Origin of the sequence: Citrobacter sp. Cpo037 (genome assembly GCF_030332945.1) — a bacterium.
In the GTDB taxonomy this organism is placed as follows: domain Bacteria; phylum Pseudomonadota; class Gammaproteobacteria; order Enterobacterales; family Enterobacteriaceae; genus Citrobacter; species Citrobacter portucalensis.
In genome coordinates this window covers 273836-292679 of the sequence record NZ_JAOWGW010000040.1, presented here as the reverse complement: position 1 = coordinate 292679, position 18844 = coordinate 273836, and the positions used below count along the sequence as shown (strand labels likewise).

Here is an 18844-nt window from a genome sequence, read left to right as displayed (position 1 = left end):
TCGTGGTGAAGCACGTTTTCCTCAATATAAACACCCAACTGATCCTAAACTTAAATGATCAACCGCACAGGCTGAGCGCGGTTAATACATGGAGGAGGGAAGATTATGGCGAAAATAGGTGAGAACGTTTCGGTCCTGATTGATAAAACTGTCGATTTTATGGCTTCAAGCCAGGCTTTTCGCGAATATTTGAATAAAACACCGCCGCGCAACGTTGTCCCTTCAGAAATACCGCAGGAAAACGCGCAGCTGTATCTGCAACGTCTGGCGTACTATCGGCAGCTGTATCGACCGCAGCAGGAAGAGAAATAAGCAAACATCGTCTTATTTTTGAAAGGCTTTTTTTAAGCTGATTTTAGAAATCAGCTCGGTCAGGGAAAGGACCATGGTGGATCGTACCATCTGCTGGTAACGCTGGATCTGCATGGCATGCAAACCAGAGTCTGAGGTATCAAACTGGGGTGGCGGCGGGAGTGCCGTCACGCAGTGAAGTTCACCAAACGGTCCAAGAATTTCGTCGTCGGTGAATGCGTATTCGTTGCCGTCGTGATTCAGCTCCTCCCGCAGCGCCATCAGGAGCTCCGCATCTTCGTACTCCGGGCGACTGAGTACGCCCAGGCCGTAGATTAACTTCAGACGAACAGAAAGATCGCCCAACGGACCATCGCCGTCGAGCAGCGGTTCTACGGCGTATTTCACCGCATAGTCGTCTTTGCGAAATACCTGAAGCACAAGGATATTCACCGCCTCGGTGAGCAGTTCTACGGCGGTGATGAGGAAGCTGCGTACGGTTTTGCCAGCATTCAGACGCTCAAGCACACGATTTTCAAAGGCCTGCGTTTGTTCCATTATTGCCTGCATATCTGACAATCTATTATTCAGGCGCAGGATATCCTGCGCCAGGTCCTGCATCATTTCTTTGCGTTATACGCGTTAACAGCCTCAAGCACGACATCACTGTTGGCATCCAGCCCGGAAACTTGCGCCAGCGCGGCCTGTGGACCTTTTTCGTCAATCAGTGCGGCCAGTTCCTGTGCCTGCGGATCTTCTTCGCTGCGATAGTGCATCGCTGCCGCAATACCGGTAACCAGATTCGCATGCGGCAAACCATATTCCAGCGTACCCAGCAGTGGTTTAATCAGGCGGTCGCCTGCGCTAAGTTTACGCAGCGGCTGACGACCCACACGCTCAACGTCATCTTTCAGATACGGGTTTTCAAAACGGCCGAGGATTTTCTGAATGTATGCCGCATGTTTTGCTGCATCAAAGCCATAGCGTTTGATCAGTACCGCGCCGCTCTCTTCCATCGCACCTTTTACCACTGCGCGGATTTTCTCGTCGAGAATCGCGTCACGGATGGTCTGATGACCGGTCAATTTTCCGAGGTACGCGGTTATAGCATGCCCGGTGTTCAGCGTGAAGAGTTTACGTTCGACAAATGCCATCAGGTTATCAGTTAATTCCATTCCTGGGATATTTGGCAGTTCACCTTTGAACTGTGTTTTGTCGACAATCCACTCACTGAAGGTTTCTACGGTAACTTCCAGCGGATCGTTGGTTGCTGAAGCCGAAGGCGGAACAATGCGGTCCACGGCAGAATCGACAAAGCCAACATGTTCTTCAACCCAGGCTTTATCTTCATCTGCTAACGCGTTCATTACATGGCCTTTCAACTGAGTCGTTCCGCGCACCATGTTTTCACAAGCGATGATATTTAGTGGAGTAGTGATTCTCTGCGCCTTGCGTTTAACCAGCCCTTTGGCGATGGCCGGAGCGATACGCTCAAGCACGACCGGACCGACGGCGGTAGTGACTAAATCTACGTGGGCAATCAGTTCAACAACATCATCGCCGATGCTGCTCACGGCGTTGACACCGGAGACGGTATCAACCTGCTCGTTTTCACCCACGACATGAACCTGATAGCTATGACGGGCATTCAGGGCATCGAGCACGACCTGATTTACATCCGCGAACGTCAGCTGTATCCCCGCGTCCGCCAGCAGTTTGCCGATAAAGCCACGACCGATATTACCTGCGCCAAAATGTAATGCTTTCATAGTATTAACCTTCATTAATGTTTTTACCCAAGAGGGCTGGGGTGAGGCTTTTCCCTCAACCTAACCCTCTCCACAAGGGAGAGGATATCGCCTTCATATTTCGAACTGCAGATGCGTTGGCTCTCCTCGCTCACCCCAGTCACGTACTTATGTACGCTCCTGGGGATTCACTGCGTTGCCGCCTTCCTGCAGCTCGAACTATTTTGGAGATACTTAAGCGTTAAGCTTTTTTACCCGCCAGCAGTTCCAGAACTTCATCCACGCTGGTGGTATGGGCCAGACGTTCGATCACGGATTCATCATCCAGAGCGTTGGTCAGGCTGGTAATCACCTGGATGTGCTCGTTGTTACGCGCTGCGATGCCAATCACCAGGCGGGCAATATCGTCTTCTTCTTCACCGAAGCGAACGCCTTCCGGGTACTGGCAGAACACCACACCGGTTTTCAGCACGCGGTCTTTGGCTTCAACCGTACCGTGCGGTACTGCGATGGACTCACCCAGGTAAGTCGGGGTCAGTTTTTCACGGTCCAGCATCGCCTCAACGTATTCTGGCTCAACGTAACCGCCTTTCACCAGTTGCTCACCAGCAAAGCGAATCGCTTCTTCTTTGTTAGCCGCTTTACGGCCAAGGAAGATGTTCTCCGCACCCAGTTTGAACAGGTGGGTATCACCCTCTTCAAAGCTGTCTTTCAGGTGGTCGCGAACTTTCTCCTCGTTCACGTTGTGGCGCTGCGCAGCGACCAGACGTTCGGTCAGGTTGGAGTACAGGCCACTGTCGAGGAAGTTGGTCAGCGAAATGTGCTGTGCCTGAGGCACCTGGCGCATCGCGCGTTCAGTCAGGTCACGGTGGGTAATGACCAGATCCACATCCGGCGGCAGATTGTTAATCGCGCTGTTAGTGACGGAAATCTGAGACAGCCCCGCATCCTGCACTTTCTTACGCAGTACGCCCGCACCCATGGCGCTGGAACCCATACCAGCATCGCAGGCAACGATGATTTTACGCACATGGCTCAGGTCGTTGGTTACATCGCCAGCCGCCAGCGGAGATGCGCCTTTGGATTCCGCTTTCATGTCGTGCATACGACGGGTTGCGGCATCAATGTCATCATCTTCTTTCACTTTGCTGGTTTTCAGCAGAATGGCTGAGACCACAAAAGAGACTGCCATAGCCGCGCAGATAGCAGCGATGTTAGCGAAGTAAGCACCCTTCGGCGTCATTGCCAGCACGGCCAGGATAGAACCCGGAGACGCCGGAGAAACCAGACCGCCGTTCAGGATAGTCAGGGTAAATACGCCAGTCATACCGCCGAGAATAACGGCCAGGATCAGGCGCGGGTTCATCAGCACGTACGGGAAGTAAATTTCGTGGATACCACCCAGGAAGTGGATGATAGCCGCGCCGCCTGCAGACTGCTTAGCGCTGCCGCGACCGAAGAACATGTACGCCAGCAGGACGCCCATACCCGGACCCGGGTTAGCTTCAATCAGGAAGAAGATGGATTTGCCCATCTCATGGGACTGCTGAATACCCAGCGGTGAGAAAATACCGTGGTTAATGGCGTTGTTGAGGAACAGGATTTTCGCCGGTTCAACGAAGATAGATGCCAGCGGTAGCATGTCATGGACAACCATGAAGTTAACGCCTGCCGCCAGAATTTTTGACAGCGCTTCAACCAATGGGCCAATGCCAAGGAATGCCAGAATGGCGAGGATCATACCGATGATGCCAGCGGAGAAGTTATTCACCAGCATCTCAAAACCGGATTTGATCTTACCGTCTACCCAGTTGTCGAAATGTTTGATAGCCCAGCCGCCCAGCGGACCTGCGATCATCGCGCCGAGGAACATTGGCATATCTGCACCGACGATAACGCCCATGGTGGTGATAGCGCCAACCACGCCGCCACGCTCGCCGCCAACCAGCTTACCACCGGTATAACCGATCAGCAGCGGCAGCAGATAGGTGATCATCGGGCCGACTAGCTTCGCCAGCGTTTCGTTCGGCAACCACCCTGTCGGAATGAATAATGCGGTGATAATACCCCACGCGATAAACGCGCCGATATTTGGCATCACCATGTTGCTGAGGAATCGACCAAAGCTTTGCACCTTGATCTTAATATCGGATGACATAAAAACACCCCTTCTTATGTTTGCTATCGCGCAGGCTGAAAGCCCGAGGTTTGTTAATGTAGCGGCAGGAGGTAGCCGGACCCTGTAGATACTGCGAAATCTGGCACTGAATCGTTCAACTGTCCAGTCGACGGACTTTTATGTGACATTCGTCACGTAAATATAGGGTGTATGGCGTTAGTTAATGTGATTTGAATCACAAATTAACGGTACAAAAAAACATCACAAGGTTAGATTTAATGAAAAATGGGGATTAAATGTGAACTAATTCACATTTTTGGTTTTGCTGTTTGTTGAATCTTTGTGATGTGGATCGCAAAGTATTTTCATCTGGATTTGAGCAGATGTGATCTGCGGCAGATTCTACTCCTGACATTTTTATTGCAAAACAAAGCAACTTCTCGCCAGAAAAAATATTTTTTTTGTGATATGGCGAAAACCCCTAACTGCAGTTATGTTCAAAACATCAGCCAGGGTGCATACGGCTGCCGGCATAAAAAAACTCTAATTAGCGTGAATTCGAGGCAGGTATGTTTCTAAATTATTTCGCACTGGGCGTGCTGATCTTCGTTTTTCTGGTTCTGTTTTACGGAATCATCGCCATTCATGATATTCCCTATAACATGGCTAAAAAACGTAACCATCCCCATGCCGATGCCATCCATACTGCAGGATGGGTGAGCTTGTTCACTCTTCATGTTATTTGGCCGTTCCTGTGGATCTGGGCCACGCTCTACCAGCCTGAAAAGGGATGGGGAATGCAGTCACACATCACACCGACCGGAAAGGAGTCAGACCCTGAGATTGCCGCGCTGGCAGCGCGAATCACCCAGTTGGAAAAAAGACTGGATGGGGAGAAAAAAACCGATAACTCCACCTTTCCGGAGATTTAATCATGGATTTGTTGATAGTCCTGACCTATGTGGCCTTTGCCTGGGCCATCTTTAAAATATTCCGTATTCCGGTAAACCAATGGACGCTTGCTACCGCTGCATTAGGTGGGGTGTTCATTGTTGCGGGATTGATTTTATTAATGAACTATAACCACCCGTATACCTTTACGGCGCAAAAAGCGGTTATTTCAATTCCGGTCACTCCGCAAGTCACAGGAATTGTTAGTGAGGTAACGGATAAGAATAATCAGCTCATTAAAAAAGGCGATGTGCTGTTTAAGCTCGATCCGGTACGTTATCAGGCGCGTGTAGACAGACTGCAGGCCGACCTGGTAACCGCGACGCATAATATCGACAACCTAAAAGCGCAACTGTCGGAAGCGGTCGCTAATACTACCCGCGTGTCTGCGGAACGTGATCGCTTGTATAAGGATTATCAACGTTATTTGAAAGGCAGCCAGGCGAAGGTTAACCCGTTCTCTGAAAGCGATATCGATAACGCCCGGCAAAACTATCTGGCACAGGATGCGCTGGTCAAAGGCTCGGTGGCAGAACAGACGCAGATTCAGAGTCAATTAGACAGTATGGTCAACGGGGAGCAATCTCAGGTTGCATCCCTGCGTGCCCAGCTCGCCGAGGCTAAATATAATCTTGAACAGACGGTAGTTCGTGCCCCCAGCAACGGTTATGCCACGCAGATTTTAATTCGTCCGGGGACTTACGCAGCAGCATTACCTTTGCGTCCGGTAATGGTGTTTATTCCTGAACAAAAACGGCAAATCGTGGCGCAATTCCGCCAGAACTCGCTGCTGCGCCTTAAACCAGGCGATGAAGCGGAAGTGGTGTTTAACGCGCTGCCTGGCCAGGTTTTCACCGGCAAGCTAACCAGTATTCTTCCGGTCGTTCCGGGTGGTTCTTATCAGGCGCAGGGGGCGTTACAGTCCTTAACGGTGGTGCCGGGTACCGATGGCGTGCTGGCAACAATTGAGCTGGATCCGAATGCCGATGTGGATGCGCTGCCGGACGGTATCTATGCCCAGGTCGCGGTCTATTCCGACCATTTCGCCCACGTGTCGGTAATGCGTAAAGTGCTGCTGCGCATGACCAGTTGGATGCATTACCTTTATTTGGATCATTGAGACTGCCATCACCTGCCATTTTCAGTGACCTGAGCCATACTAAGCGGTGTCCCACTATCGTTGGGCACCGCTTTTTTGTTGGCAAAAAGGACCCGGCATGAAACTCATTGGCAGCTATACCAGCCCTTTTGTACGTAAAATTTCGATTCTGTTACTGGAAAAGGGCATCACTTTCGAATTTGTGAATGAACTCCCCTACAACGCGGATAGCGGCGTGGCGCGCTATAACCCGTTAGGCAAAGTACCTGCGTTGGTCACCGATGAGGGCGAGTACTGGTTTGACTCTCCTGTCATCGCGGAATATATAGAGCTACTGGATATTGCACCAGCCATGCTGCCGCGTGATCCGCTGGCTGCGCTGAAGGTACGCCAGTTGGAAGCGTTGGCAGACGGTATTATGGATGCCGGTTTAGTTTCGGTGCGCGAACAGGCTCGCCCTGCAGCGCAGCAGTCAGAAACTGAATTGTTACGTCAGCGTGAGAAGATCACCCGTAGTCTGGATGTGCTGGAAGGCTATCTGGTGGGCGGTACACTGAAAACGGATACGGTTAACCTGGCAACCATTGCGATTGCCTGCGCCGTCGGTTATCTCAATTTCCGTCGGGTCGCACCTGGCTGGTGTGTGGACCGTCCGCGTCTGGTCAAACTGGTGGAAACGCTCTTTCAACGCGAGAGTTTTGCCCGTACAGAACCGCCAAAGGCTTGATGCGTATTATGTCCGCCTGAGCAAAGTCACGGTACAATCCTTCCTATATCGATATCCCTCTCTACGGTGGAGAGGGTCACCAACAGCCAGGCCCTTTCATGACAAGCGACTTGCGTTCACTCTACAGCCAGCTTCCTGCTATCGATCGTTTATTGCGCGATAGCGCCTTCTCAGCCTTACGTGAATCTCACGGTCATACCCGGGTGGTTGACCTGCTGCGTCACATGCTCGACGAAGCCAGAGAAGCTATTCGCGACACGCATGCGCTCCCGGCATGGTGTGAAGACTGGGCGCAAGAAGCCAGTGCCCGGCTGGAACGAGAATCACAAAGCGCACTGCGTCCAGTGATTAACCTGACCGGAACGGTGCTGCACACCAACCTTGGTCGCGCGTCGCAGGCCGAAGAAGCAATTGAGGCGGTGGTACAGGCGATGCGCACGCCGGTGACGCTGGAATACAGTCTGGATGATGCCGGTCGGGGACATCGGGATCGGGCCCTGGCGGATTTACTCTGCCGTCTGACGGGGGCGGAAGACGCCTGTATCGTCAATAACAATGCGGCAGCTGTTCTGCTTATGCTGGCTGCCACGGCGAACGGCAAAGAGGTGGTTGTGTCTCGCGGCGAGCTGGTGGAAATAGGCGGCGCGTTTCGTATTCCGGACGTCATGTGTCAGGCCGGATGCATTCTACGCGAGGTGGGGACCACCAACCGGACGCATGCGAAAGATTACCGCCAGGCGGTGAATGAAAATACCGCTCTGCTGATGAAAGTGCATACCAGTAATTACAGCATTGAAGGCTTCACAAAGTCGGTGGATGAGGCGGAGCTGGCCGTCATTGGCCAGGAGCTGGATGTTCCGGTGGTGGCGGATTTGGGCAGCGGTTCGCTGGTCGATCTCAGCCAGTATGGCTTGCCGCAGGAGCCGATGCCGCAGCAACTGATTGCTGCTGGCGTCAGTCTGGTGAGTTTCTCCGGCGATAAACTGCTGGGCGGGCCGCAGGCCGGGATAATTGTCGGTAAAAAAGAGATGATCGCTCGTTTGCAGAGCCATCCGCTGAAACGCGCATTACGGGCAGATAAAATGACGCTGGCTGCTCTGGAAGCGACGCTACGGCTCTACCTGCACCCTGAAGCACTGGCGGCGAAGTTGCCGACGTTGCGCCAGCTCACCCGCTCACAAGAGGCAATCCACGCGCAGGCACAGCAATTACAGGCACAGCTTGCAGAACATTACGGTGATGAGTTCGCCCTGAATGTGATGCCTTGCCTGTCGCAGATTGGCAGCGGCTCACTACCTGTTGATAGGCTGCCCAGCGCGGCGCTAACCTTTACCCCACATGACGGGCGCGGGAGCCGCCTCGAAGCGTTGGCAGCCCGTTGGCGTACGCTGCCCGTGCCGATTATTGGGCGAATTTATGATGGCCGCTTATGGCTGGATCTGCGCTGCCTTGAAGACGAGACCCGGTTTATGGAGATGATGCTGAAATGATTATTGCAACCGCCGGACACGTTGACCACGGAAAAACAACGTTATTACAGGCGATTACTGGCGTAAATGCCGACCGTCTGCCGGAAGAAAAAAAGCGCGGCATGACCATCGATCTCGGTTATGCCTACTGGCCGCAGCCGGACGGGCGGGTGCTGGGGTTTATCGACGTTCCTGGACACGAAAAGTTTCTGTCCAACATGTTGGCGGGGGTCGGCGGCATCGATCACGCGTTGCTGGTGGTGGCGTGTGATGATGGCGTAATGGCGCAAACCCGTGAGCATTTGCAAATTCTGCAGCTGACGGGCAATCCGCAGATCACCGTGGCGCTCACGAAAGCCGACCGCGTAGACGAAGCAAGAATTGAAGAGGTGCGTGCGGAGATTCAGGCCACGCTGGGGAATTATGGTTTCGCGGAGTCGGTGCTTTTCGTCACTGCGGCCAGTGAAGGCCGTGGCATCGAGGAACTGCGTGACCATTTGTTGCAATTAACGTCGCGCGAGCATGCCCGCGATCACAGCTTCCGCCTGGCGATTGACCGCGCCTTTACGGTCAAAGGCGCAGGGCTGGTGGTGACCGGGACGGCGCTCAGCGGTGAAGTGAATGTCGGTGACACGCTGTGGCTCACGGGCGTCAACAAACCGATGCGCGTACGTAGCCTGCATGCACAAAATCAGGCCACCGACCGCGCGCAAGCGGGACAACGTATTGCGCTGAATATTGCCGGCGATGCGCAAAAAGAAGAACTAAACCGTGGCGACTGGCTGCTTTCCGATGCGCCGCCAGAGGCTTTTACCCGCGTGATTGTTTCTTTAGAACATGCCGCGCCGCTGATGCAGTGGCAACCGCTGCATATTCACCACGCGGCTAGCCATGTTACCGGGCGTATCTCGCTGCTTGAAGGGACACTGGCGGAACTGGTGTTTGATACACCACTCTGGCTCGCCGATAACGACCGTCTGGTGCTGCGCGATATTTCTGCCCGTACGACGCTGGCTGGCGCGCGCGTGGTCACGCTCAATCCGCCGCGTCGCGGAAAACGTAAGCCGGAGTATTTGCAGTGGCTGTCGGCGCTGGAAAACGCGCAGACTGACGGTGACGCTCTGGCGCTGCACCTGACGCGTGGGGCGGTGAATATTCCTGACTTTGCCTGGGCGCGTCAGCTCAATGGCAACGGTATGCGTCCGTTGATTGAGCAACATGGATTTATTCAGGCGGGATACAGCCTGTTGAATGCCCCCGTTGCCGCGCGCTGGCAGCGGAAAGTTCTCGATACGCTGGCGACCTACCATGAGCAGCACCGTGATGAACCAGGGCCCGGGCGCGAGCGCCTGCGCCGTATGGCTTTGCCGATGGAAGACGAAGCGCTGGTCTTGCTGCTGATTGAAAAGATGCGCGAGAGTGGCGCCATCCATAGCCATCATGGCTGGTTGCATTTGCCGGAACATAAGGCGGGTTTCAGCGATGAGCAGTTGGCAATCTGGCAAAAAGTAGAACCGCTTTTTGGCGATGAGCCATGGTGGGTGCGCGATTTGGCAAAACAGACGGGCACGGATGAGCAGATGATGCGTGTGGCATTACGTCAGGCGGCGCAGCAAGGCATCATTACCGCGATCGTGAAAGATCGTTATTACCGTAACGATCGAATTGTGGCCTTTGCCAATATGATCCGCGAACTGGATCAGGAACGGGGATCGACCTGTGCAGCTGATTTTCGCGACAGACTTAACGTCGGGCGCAAATTGGCTATTCAGATTCTGGAATATTTTGACCGCATTGGTTTTACTCGTCGTCGGGGAAATGATCATTTATTACGCGATGCATTGCTGTTCCCTGAAAAATAATGAAACAATTAATTCATGGATTAAATGAATTAATACAAAATAGATGTTGATTGAAATAAGCACATTAGATTATGAACCTAATGTGCTTTTTAATTGTGAGTGTTATTAAAATAACAACCACGATCATATTTTGTTGGAAATTTCACTCGTATGCTTCCTACCTCTTTTGAGTAATTAAGGATCGTACAATGGCTGCTTCAACATTTTTTATTCCTTCTGTGAATGTAATTGGCGCTGGTTCATTAAAAGATGCAATGAATACAATGGCGGAATATGGTTTTCGCCGTACGCTGATTGTCACGGACGCCATGCTGGCGAAATTAGGTATGGCGAGTGAAATTCAAAAAGCGCTGCAGGAACGTGATATTTTCAGCGTAATTTATGATGGTACGCATCCTAACCCTACGACCAGTAACGTTGCTGCTGGCCTGAAAATGCTGAAAGAAAATGACTGTGATAGTGTTATTTCTCTCGGCGGCGGTTCCCCGCACGATTGTGCGAAGGGGATTGCGCTGGTGGCGGCTAACGGCGGCGATATTAGTGATTACGAAGGCGTTGACCGCTCTGCAAAACCGCAACTGCCGATGATTGCCATCAACACCACGGCGGGTACGGCATCTGAAATGACCCGCTTCTGCATCATTACCGATGAAGTACGCCACATTAAAATGGCGATTGTGGATAAGCATGTTACACCGCTGCTGTCCGTCAATGACTCCTCGCTGATGGTCGGTATGCCGAAGTCTCTGACGGCGGCTACCGGTATGGATGCGCTGACTCACGCTATTGAAGCCTATGTTTCTATTGCCGCGACCCCTATTACCGATGCGTGCGCGCTTAAAGCCGTCACCATGATTGCAGAAAACCTGCCGGTCGCCGTGGAAGAGGGCAGCAATGCTCAGGCGCGCGAAGCCATGGCCTATGCGCAGTTCCTCGCAGGTATGGCCTTTAACAATGCCTCTCTGGGATACGTGCATGCGATGGCGCACCAGCTGGGTGGCTTCTACGATTTGCCACACGGAGTATGTAATGCCGTACTGCTGCCGCATGTACAGGTATTTAATAGCAAAGTGGCTGCCGCCCGCCTGCGCGATTGCGCCTCGGCAATGGGTGTGAACGTTGCTGGTCTGAGCGAAGAGCAAGGGGCAGAAGCCTGCATCGCGGCGATCCGCGAACTGGCGCAGAAAGTGAATATTCCAGCCGGGTTGCGTGAGCTGAACGTGAAAGAAGAAGATTTTGCCGTTCTGGCGACTAACGCCCTGAAAGATGCATGTGGTTTCACTAACCCGATTCAGGCGACACATGAAGAAATCATGGCGATTTATCGTGCTGCCATGTAATTCGTGATACCTGTCGTAAAGCAGTAAAAGGCTGGCGAATTATTCGCCAGCCCCGTCTACCCTTGTAGTACCCCTACAGCAAGGAGACGGTCATGACCAATAACCCCCCTTCAACGCGTATTTACCCCGGCGAGTATGGTTACCCTCTGAAGTTAAAAGCCCGATACGATAACTTTATCGGCGGTGACTGGGTCGCCCCGGCGGACGGTGAGTATTACCAAAACCTGACACCGGTGACCGGGCAACTACTGTGCGAAGTGGCCTCTTCCGGCAAAAAGGACATCGATCTGGCACTGGATGCCGCGCACAAAGTAAAAGACAAGTGGGCGCAGACATCCGTGCAGGACAGAGCGGCGATTCTGTTCAAAATCGCCGATCGTATGGAGCAAAACCTGGAACTGCTGGCGACGGCAGAAACCTGGGATAACGGTAAACCCATCCGTGAAACCAGCGCGGCAGATGTGCCGCTGGCTATTGACCATTTCCGCTATTTCGCGTCCTGTATTCGTGCACAGGAAGGGGGAATCAGCGAGGTTGATAGCGAAACCGTGGCTTATCACTTCCATGAACCTCTTGGCGTGGTAGGGCAAATTATCCCGTGGAACTTCCCGCTATTGATGGCCAGCTGGAAAATGGCGCCCGCCCTGGCAGCCGGTAACTGCGTGGTGCTGAAACCCGCGCGCCTGACGCCGCTGTCCGTACTGTTGCTGATGGAAGTCATCGGCGATCTGCTCCCGCCTGGCGTGGTGAACGTGGTCAACGGCGCAGGGGGGGAAATCGGTGAGTATCTGGCGACGTCAAAACGTATTGCGAAAGTGGCGTTTACCGGCTCAACGGAAGTCGGGCAGCAGATCATGCAGTACGCCACGCAGAACATTATCCCTGTTACGCTGGAGCTGGGCGGGAAATCACCCAATATCTTCTTCGCGGACGTGATGGATGAAGAAGATGCGTTCTTTGACAAAGCGCTGGAAGGTTTTGCATTGTTTGCCTTCAACCAGGGCGAAGTATGTACCTGTCCGAGTCGTGCGCTGGTACAAGAATCCATTTACGAACGTTTTATGGAAAGAGCCATTCGTCGGGTGGAAAGTATCCGTAGCGGCAACCCGTTAGACAGCGTGACGCAAATGGGCGCGCAGGTGTCGCATGGTCAACTGGAAACCATTCTGAATTACATCGACATTGGTAAGAAAGAAGGAGCAGATGTTCTCACCGGCGGGCGGCGCAAGCAGCTGGATGGCGAGTTAAAAGAGGGGTACTACCTCGAACCGACCATTCTGTTTGGTAAGAACAACATGCGGGTTTTCCAGGAGGAGATCTTCGGGCCGGTGCTGGCTGTCACGACGTTTAAAACCATGGAAGAGGCGCTGGAAATCGCTAATGACACCCAATATGGGCTTGGCGCTGGCGTCTGGAGTCGTAATGGAAATCTGGCGTACAAAATGGGACGTGGGATTCAGGCGGGGCGAGTTTGGACCAACTGTTACCATGCTTACCCGGCACATGCGGCGTTCGGCGGCTACAAGCAGTCGGGTATCGGGCGCGAGACGCATAAGATGATGCTTGAGCATTATCAGCAAACCAAATGCCTGTTAGTGAGCTACTCTGATAAACCACTGGGGCTGTTTTAATTTCACGTCACCTACTGCCCGGTCGCGTTTAGCGTACCGGGCATCAAGTTATGTCCTCAGGTAAGTGGCTGGGGTGAACGAACGCAACCAACAAAGAAGCAGCTCAAAAGACGACGGGGTATATATAAACCCATATATCGTTATATAAATAAGATAATTGCATCCAATCTGGTCATTCCAATACTATTATCAACTCTATTGTTTAAATCAAATTGCATCCGAAATTCTTAATTTAAATCCCTGAGGCAAATATGTTCCTTAATTATTTTGCATTAGGAGTGCTTATTTTTGTATTCCTGGTCATTTTTTACGGGATTATTATTCTGCATGATATTCCCTATCTAATTGCAAAGAAACGTAACCATCCTCATGCCGACGCAATACATGTTGCGGGTTGGGTTAGTTTGTTTACCTTACATGTTATTTGGCCCTTTTTATGGATCTGGGCAACGCTTTATCGCCCGGAGCGCGGATGGGGTATGCAGAGCGCGGATTCTTCCCTGATCCAGCTTCAGGCAAGGGTTGCGGATCTGGAAAAGAAACTGGGCGAGGCCAAGACCTCTCCGGCGGAGTAATATCGATGGATTTACTGATTGTTCTGACCTATGTGGCGTGTGCATGGTCAATATTTAGAATTTTTAAAATCCCTGTAAATAAATGGACAGTTCCTACCGCGGCATTAGGCGGTATATTCATTGTTTGCGGACTTATATTACTGATGAATTATAACCATCCGTATACATTTAAGGCACAAAAAGCGGTAATTTCTATTCCCGTGGTGCCGCAGGTAACGGGTGTAGTGACAGAAGTGACGGATAAGAAGAATACGCTAATCAAAAAAGGCGAGGTTCTGTTTAAGCTTAATCCAGGGCGTTATCAGGCGCGGGTCGATCGCCTGAAGGCTGATATTGTCACCGCACAGCATAAAGAGCAGGCTCTGGTTGCGCAGTTAGACGAAATGAAAGCCAACACGCAGCGGGCAAAGGCCACGCGTGACAAACTGGCAAAAGATTACCAGCGCTATGCGCAGGGGAGTCAGGCGAAGGTGAATCCTTTTTCTGAACGCGATATAGATGCGGCGCGCCAAAACTACCTGGCGCAGGAAGCCTCGGTGAAATCCTCCGTTGCAGAACAGCAGCAAATTCAGAGTCAGTTAGACAGCCTGGTACTGGGTGAGAATTCGCAAATTGCCAGCCTGAAAGCACAGCTAGCGGAAGCAGAGTTCAACCTGGACCAGACCGTGGTACGCGCGCCCAGCGATGGTTACGTCACGCAGGTGCTGATGCGCCCAGGAACCTATGCCGCCGCACTGCCGATGCGTCCGGTAATGGTATTCATCCCGGATCAAAAAAGACAAATTATCGCCCAGTTCCGTCAAAACTCGCTGTTGCGGCTGGAGCCAGGCGATGAAGCGGAAGTGGTGTTTAACGCTCTGCCGGGTAAGGTGTTTAGCGGTAAACTGGCCGCCATTAGTCCGGCAGTACCGGGTGGTACATACCAGTCGAACGGGGCACTGCAATCTTTAAACTCTACGCCCGGTTCGGAAGGGGTGATCGCCACGATTGAGCTGAACGACAATGCGGATGTGAACGCGTTACCTGATGGGATTTACGCCCAGGTCGCCGTTTACTCTGACCACTTCGAACATGTGTCGGTCATGCGCAAGGTCTTACTACGGATGACCAGCTGGGTGCATTACCTGTATCTCGACCATTAGACGCAGGCTATTTTGCTTGCTCAGTCTGCTGCTCCAGCGACTGAGTAAGCTGCTGGCGGATCTCTGCCAGCATCTCATCAAGAATAAACTGTACCCGCCATGGCTGATATTCGCGCTTGCGGAAAATCGCCACCAAATCCAGCCACCATTCATGTTGTTCTGAGAAACATGGAACCAGCAATCCTGATTGAACGTCTTTTTGTACACTCGCATTCGGCGCAAAAACAATGCCCAGATGGTTACGTGCCAGCGCCAGTGCAGACTGTGTATTGTCGCAGACATAATTTCCGGTCACCCGATAATCGTGCATTTCCTTGCTGCCAGCGGAGGTGAAGCGCCAGATATTGGCATCATCTATCATCATGGAATCAATAAGGATGCAGGAATGTTCTTCCAGTTCATCCGGACTCTTAATAGGATGTTCTTTGATATATTCAGGGCTGGCAAAAGCCGTTACTGCATATTTGGTAATGAAACTAGCGACCAGTGATTCATCTTTAGGGTGTGCATAGGTGATTAAAACATCACAATCATCAGGAAAGTCGACACCCTCATAAAATGCCTTTCGTTCAAGGTTACATGTTTTAAGTGAGAGGCTAATGCCGCCGATATTCTGGATTTTTGCAATAACATGTTGCGATAAGTAAGCAATAATACCGGTTGGGGCATATACCGTTACTTTGCCACGTTTCTCGTGCTTATAATCAGCAATGAAATTATTTAACTGCTCGTTTCTGTCTAACATGTCATTGATGTAAGGAAGTAACGCTATACCAAACGGCGTGAGGGTCAGCTGCCGGGTGGTGCGGTCAAACACCTTTAATCCAACTTTTGATTCAAAATCAGCAAGATATTTACTGACATTGGCCTGCGCGATGCCGAGAACAGTAGCGGCATGACTGATATTTTCACTGGCAGCGATTACCGAAATAATCTTCAGCTCCCGGTGTTTAAGTTGTAATTTATTCATCGCCAAGCCCAATATATATAATTTTTTATATATTACTATATAAATATGAACCTTGCACCGATGAAATTGTAAGCATTATTATGCACCAGCTTTGTAGCTTATTTTAAAATGGAATGTTGGCATGTTAATTAAACACAATATTGTGGCGCTGCTCGCCTTTTCTTTTATGGCGAGTGCAACTGCCGCAGAGTTTTCTATTGGCGCTGGTGCTGTATATAATGAATCACCTTATCGCGGATATAATGATAATGTTCACGCAGTACCGCTTGTCAGTTACGAAAGTGAATCATTTTATTTTAGGCAAACAACGCTAGGTTATATTTTGTCTAAGAGTGAAAGTAATGAATTTAGTATTACTGCCTCTTATATGCCGCTTGAGTTTGATCCCGGCGATAATGACGATCATGCGATGAAAAAGCTGGATAAGCGTGACGCAACTGCAATGGCGGGTGCCGCGTGGTATCACCATGAAAGATGGGGTAGCGTGAAAGTCTCCGCCGCTGCGGATGTGCTGGACAACAGTAATGGCTGGGTAGGGGAAGTTTCACTGTTCCGTCCAATGCCGATGGGCAAGCTGACGCTGACGCCATCGATTGGCGTGCTCTACTATGACGAAAAATTCAATGAATACTACTACGGCATATCGGGTAATGAGTCCCGTCGTAGTGGCTTATCAAGCTATTCCCCAGGCGATAGTTGGACACCGTATGTTGGCCTGTCCGCTAAATACGCATTGACCACTAACCTGACGCTGCTGGCAAGCGCCAACTATAGCGCACTGCCGGATGACATTAAAAATAGCCCAATGGTTGATCGCGATGACAGCTTCACCTTTATGTCCGGTCTGACCTGGCGTTTCTGATTTAAATATGTGCCTGATGGCGCTTTGCTTATCAGGCTTACGTGGATGGGTTTTGTAGGCCGGATAAGACGTGAAGCGTCGCCATCCGGCACGGTTTAATTACTGCTCGTTTATCCAGATACGCATTTCGCCTTCACCACGGTTTGCCCAGCTAAACCACGGAATAAACGTCAATGTATGCGCCTGACGCGAAGTTGGGGAAACATCGTAGTGCCACAACGATTGTTGTGCTGCATCGGCTGTACTTTGCTTCACGCCTTCAGTCTGAATTAACATTTTATGGCTGAACAGCCCCTTACCCTCGAATACTCTGAACTCACTCTCTTTTGGCAACCACATATTATGCAATTCCTCGCCGTTGTCGGCTTGCTCCAGGCAATACACCAGCGGTCCACGCTGAATAGCGACCTTACCAGCAACATGGCGCACTAATGGATTTCCGTACACCCGACGCACCGGCATTGGCAGGGTCAGACTGAGCGTATCGCCTTCCTGCCAGGTTCGGCTGATGTGCAAATAGCCTTTGCGAATATCCTGCTCAACTGGCTGACCATTCAGTAAAACCTGCGGTGCGGTGCACCAGTCTGGCAGGCGCAGGGCCAGGGTGTGATATATCGACTGCGGTGATTCGATGGCGATTTTCACCTGCTCATGCCATGGATAATCCCCGCTAATGCGCAGCTTGAGCGAGCCATCCGCCACGGGGACTTCCATGCTATTGCCCACGTACATATTGATATACAGCGCGTCCTGACGTGGTGTGTAGATGTAATGACCAATTGAGGTTAACACGCGGGCGATATTCGGCGGGCAACAGGCGCAGCCAAACCAGCGCTGACGAACGGGTTTCACGTGGTCATAAATATGATTGAATTTTAATGATTTAGGATGCACTTCCAGCGGGTTCACATAGAAGAAGTGCTTGCCATCGAGCGCCATCCCGCCCAATACAGTGTTATACAGGGCGCGCTCCATCACGTCGGCATACTGGCTGTCTGCCTCCATCTCCAGCATTCTGCGGGCGAACATCATTAGACCGATTGAGGCGCAGCTTTCCGCATACACGGAGTCGTTAGGCAGATCGTAATCACTGCTAAACGCCTCGCCGCTGCTTTGTGAACCGATCCCGCCGGTAATGTACAACTGACGCTGGGCCATGTTTTTCCACAGACGCAGGCAATCCTGACGTTTGCCTTCGTCCTGGCTCAAGCGTGCCAGATGCGCCACGCCGGTCATCAGATAAACAAAACGTACTGCATGACCGATCGCCGTTTGCTGTTCTGAAATGGGCTGATGAGCCTGGCTATAGGGTTTATCCTTCACCATCCATGCCGGGCCGTAAGTATGCCAGTAAGAGGTTTGGCCACGCTTTTCGTACTCTTCATCATAGAAATGGGGTTGCGCGCCGCGCTGTTCCACAAAGTAATTTACCAGCGCCATATAGCGTGGTTGCTGGGTCACTTCGTATAAGCGCATTAACGCCAGCTCAATTTCCGGGTGTCCCGGATAGCCGCGCAGTTGATTCTCTCCAGGCCCGAAAACGTTATCGATGTGGTCTGCCAGGCGGCACACTACGTCTAAAAGACGACGTTTTCCCGTCGCCTGAAAGAACGCGACGCCTGCTTCGATCAAATGACCTGCACAGTACAACTCATGACACTCGGCAAGGTTAGTCCAGCGTTCATCCGGGGCTTTTACTGTAAAGTATGTATTGAGATAGCCGTCTTCACACTGCGCAGCGGCTACCAACTCGATGACCTCATCTGCGGTTTTCTCAAGTTCCGCATCAGATTTCTGGCACAGGGACCAGGCGACTGCCTCCAGCCATTTCGCTACGTCGCTATCCTGAAAAACCATGCCGTAAAATTCGCCATCCTGCAGTCCTGCGGCGATACGAAAGTTCTCTATTGCATGACTTGGTTCCGCCTCTGCAATGCGGTCATTGAGCGCATCCCATTGGTAGGGGATCACGACATCACGGACCAACTGTTGGTATTGTCCGAGGAACGGATCGCTGACGGTGAGCTTATGCAGGTCGACTTCCAGTACGTTCATTTC

General features: G+C 51.7%; 16 protein-coding genes. 11 read left to right on the top strand and 5 right to left on the bottom strand.

Annotated elements, in window-relative coordinates; translation table 11 throughout:
• Positions 1 to 105 precede the first annotated feature (105 nt).
• Positions 106 to 312, top strand: coding sequence for a hypothetical protein (locus OGX94_RS04940; RefSeq protein ID WP_003827334.1), 207 nt, complete (start codon positions 106 to 108; stop codon positions 310 to 312).
• 12 nt (positions 313 to 324) lie between these two features.
• Here OGX94_RS04940 and mtlR read toward each other — a convergent pair whose 3' ends face one another.
• The 3 genes from mtlR to mtlA all read right to left on the bottom strand — a co-directional run bounded on the left by mtlR (position 325) and on the right by mtlA (position 4197).
• Positions 325 to 912: a mannitol operon repressor MtlR gene (gene mtlR, locus OGX94_RS04935; RefSeq protein WP_003024179.1), complete on the bottom strand. Its 588-nt coding sequence runs from the start codon at positions 910 to 912 to the stop codon at positions 325 to 327.
• Positions 912 to 2060: a mannitol-1-phosphate 5-dehydrogenase gene (gene mtlD, locus OGX94_RS04930; RefSeq protein ID WP_003827336.1), complete on the bottom strand. Its 1149-nt coding sequence runs from the start codon at positions 2058 to 2060 to the stop codon at positions 912 to 914. Before mtlD ends, mtlR begins: the two co-directional genes overlap by 1 nt.
• A gap of 220 nt (positions 2061 to 2280) precedes the next feature.
• A complete protein-coding gene (mtlA, locus tag OGX94_RS04925) occupies positions 2281 to 4197 on the bottom strand; it encodes a PTS mannitol transporter subunit IICBA (RefSeq protein WP_003827337.1) in 1917 nt (638 codons plus the stop codon).
• A 530-nt stretch (positions 4198 to 4727) separates the two neighbouring features.
• Here mtlA and OGX94_RS04920 point away from each other — a divergent pair.
• From OGX94_RS04920 to OGX94_RS04880, 9 genes are all read left to right on the top strand, one after another.
• A complete protein-coding gene (locus OGX94_RS04920) occupies positions 4728 to 5090 on the top strand; it encodes a DUF3302 domain-containing protein (protein WP_003827338.1) in 363 nt (120 codons plus the stop codon).
• A gap of 2 nt (positions 5091 to 5092) precedes the next feature.
• Positions 5093 to 6229: an HlyD family secretion protein gene (locus OGX94_RS04915; protein WP_003827339.1), complete on the top strand. Its 1137-nt coding sequence runs from the start codon at positions 5093 to 5095 to the stop codon at positions 6227 to 6229.
• A 97-nt stretch (positions 6230 to 6326) separates the two neighbouring features.
• Positions 6327 to 6935 carry a glutathione S-transferase gene (locus tag OGX94_RS04910; protein ID WP_286568817.1) on the top strand — a complete coding sequence of 203 codons (609 nt, stop codon included), beginning with the start codon at positions 6327 to 6329 and terminating at the stop codon, positions 6933 to 6935.
• 98 nt (positions 6936 to 7033) lie between these two features.
• A complete protein-coding gene (gene selA / locus OGX94_RS04905) occupies positions 7034 to 8425 on the top strand; it encodes an L-seryl-tRNA(Sec) selenium transferase (protein ID WP_003827341.1) in 1392 nt (463 codons plus the stop codon).
• Complete coding sequence (selB, locus tag OGX94_RS04900) at positions 8422 to 10266, top strand: selenocysteine-specific translation elongation factor (protein WP_003827342.1); 1845 nt, start codon at positions 8422 to 8424, stop codon at positions 10264 to 10266. Before selA ends, selB begins: the two co-directional genes overlap by 4 nt.
• Positions 10267 to 10454: 188 nt before the next feature.
• Positions 10455 to 11606 (top strand): L-threonine dehydrogenase, encoded by a 1152-nt coding sequence (gene yiaY, locus OGX94_RS04895; RefSeq protein ID WP_003827343.1) that lies wholly within the window; start codon positions 10455 to 10457, stop codon positions 11604 to 11606.
• A gap of 92 nt (positions 11607 to 11698) precedes the next feature.
• Positions 11699 to 13237, top strand: a complete 1539-nt coding sequence (aldB, locus tag OGX94_RS04890; protein ID WP_003827344.1) for an aldehyde dehydrogenase AldB — start codon at positions 11699 to 11701, stop codon at positions 13235 to 13237.
• A 251-nt stretch (positions 13238 to 13488) separates the two neighbouring features.
• Complete coding sequence (locus tag OGX94_RS04885; protein ID WP_003024200.1) at positions 13489 to 13812, top strand: DUF3302 domain-containing protein; 324 nt, start codon at positions 13489 to 13491, stop codon at positions 13810 to 13812.
• A 5-nt stretch (positions 13813 to 13817) separates the two neighbouring features.
• A complete protein-coding gene (locus OGX94_RS04880; RefSeq protein WP_257662184.1) occupies positions 13818 to 14954 on the top strand; it encodes an HlyD family secretion protein in 1137 nt (378 codons plus the stop codon).
• Between the two features lie 7 nt (positions 14955 to 14961).
• Here the strand turns inward: OGX94_RS04880 and OGX94_RS04875 are convergent, their stop codons facing one another.
• The gene (locus OGX94_RS04875) at positions 14962 to 15924 is read right to left on the bottom strand and encodes a LysR family transcriptional regulator (protein WP_197385434.1); all 963 of its coding nucleotides are present in this window, start codon (positions 15922 to 15924) and stop codon (positions 14962 to 14964) included.
• Between the two features lie 121 nt (positions 15925 to 16045).
• Here OGX94_RS04875 and OGX94_RS04870 point away from each other — a divergent pair, with 121 nt between their 5' ends.
• Positions 16046 to 16786: a MipA/OmpV family protein gene (locus OGX94_RS04870; RefSeq protein WP_003827347.1), complete on the top strand. Its 741-nt coding sequence runs from the start codon at positions 16046 to 16048 to the stop codon at positions 16784 to 16786.
• Positions 16787 to 16885: 99 nt separating this feature from the next.
• On the opposite strand, the gene OGX94_RS04865 is transcribed toward OGX94_RS04870, so the two are convergent.
• The gene (locus OGX94_RS04865) at positions 16886 to 18841 is read right to left on the bottom strand and encodes a glycoside hydrolase family 127 protein (RefSeq protein ID WP_257662185.1); all 1956 of its coding nucleotides are present in this window, start codon (positions 18839 to 18841) and stop codon (positions 16886 to 16888) included.
• Positions 18842 to 18844 lie beyond the last annotated feature (3 nt).